The sequence below is a fragment of the Vibrio sp. Vb0304 genome (genome assembly GCF_033338995.1).
Classification (GTDB): domain Bacteria; phylum Pseudomonadota; class Gammaproteobacteria; order Enterobacterales; family Vibrionaceae; genus Vibrio; species Vibrio alginolyticus.
Genome location: NZ_JAWOTT010000307.1, coordinates 1 through 1,102 on the forward strand (window position 1 = coordinate 1; position 1,102 = coordinate 1,102).

At 48.0% G+C, this 1,102-nt stretch carries 1 protein-coding gene; it reads left to right on the forward strand.

Annotated elements, in window-relative coordinates; genetic code table 11:
• The coding region (locus tag R7P35_RS25845; protein WP_318093311.1) for an MFS transporter at window positions 1-1,102 on the forward strand (1,102 nt) is incomplete at both ends.

Sequence of the window (1,102 nt, forward strand, 5' to 3'; positions counted from 1 at the left end):
TTGGTAAGTTCTCGAACGGCTTCCTTTCTGACTATGCCAACATTGGCCGATTTATGTCGTTCTCTCTACTACTGTCTGGTATCACCGCAGTATTCATGGGTTTGAACACCACGGCATTTTTCTTTGTTCTGCTTTGGGGTCTAAACGGTTGGTTCCAATCTGTTGGTTCAGCACCGTCTTGTGTGTCTCTGTTCCAATGGTTCTCACCAAAACAACGTGGTAGCCGTTACTCTATCTGGGGTGGCTCACGTAACATCGGTGAAGGTATCACTTGGATCCTAACGGCGTCTCTAGTGAGCTACTTCGGTTGGCGTGCAGGTTTCATCGGTGCGGGTATTGCAGCGATTGCAGCAGCGATTTGTATGTTCTTCATCTTAAAAGACCGTCCACAAACTTACGGTTTGCCAGATTCAGCAACAGCATTCGACGAAGAACCTGAGATCAAGAAAAAGAACGATCCGCAAGCAACTCGTCGCGCTCAAATGTTCATCCTGAAGCAACCAACCGTTTGGCTAATTGCAGCAGCGTGTGCAGCGATGTACATCTCTCGCTACGCGATGTCTTCTTGGGCAGTGCTTTACCTACAAGAAGCAAAAGGTTACTCACTGATTGACGCTGGCTTCGCAATGTCTACATACCCTATCGCGGGTCTAGCAGGTGCAATCCTATCAGGCATCATCTCTGACAAGGTGTTCAACTCTAACCGCCATATCCCGACACTACTTTACGGATTGGCGAACATCGGTGGCATGTGCTTGATGTTCTTCGGCCCAGATAACCGCATCGTTGACGCAGTAGCACTAGGTATGATCGGTTTCGCTATAGGTGGTCTGGTTGTGTTCCTTGCAGGTCTAACTGCTTGTGACTTGATGCCTAAGAACGCAGTTGGCGCAGTGAAAGGCTTCATCGGTCTGTTCTCTTACATCGCCGCTTCTGGTCAAGAGTTAGCGTCAGCTTCTCTAATCAAAATCACAGAGGTTGATGGCGTAACTAAATACGACTTCTCTCAAGCGCAATATTTCTGGCTGGCTGCTGGTGTGATTTCTCTACTTCTTGCTCTAACAGTTTGGAATGCGAAGAAAGTGGTTGATATCGACCCAGT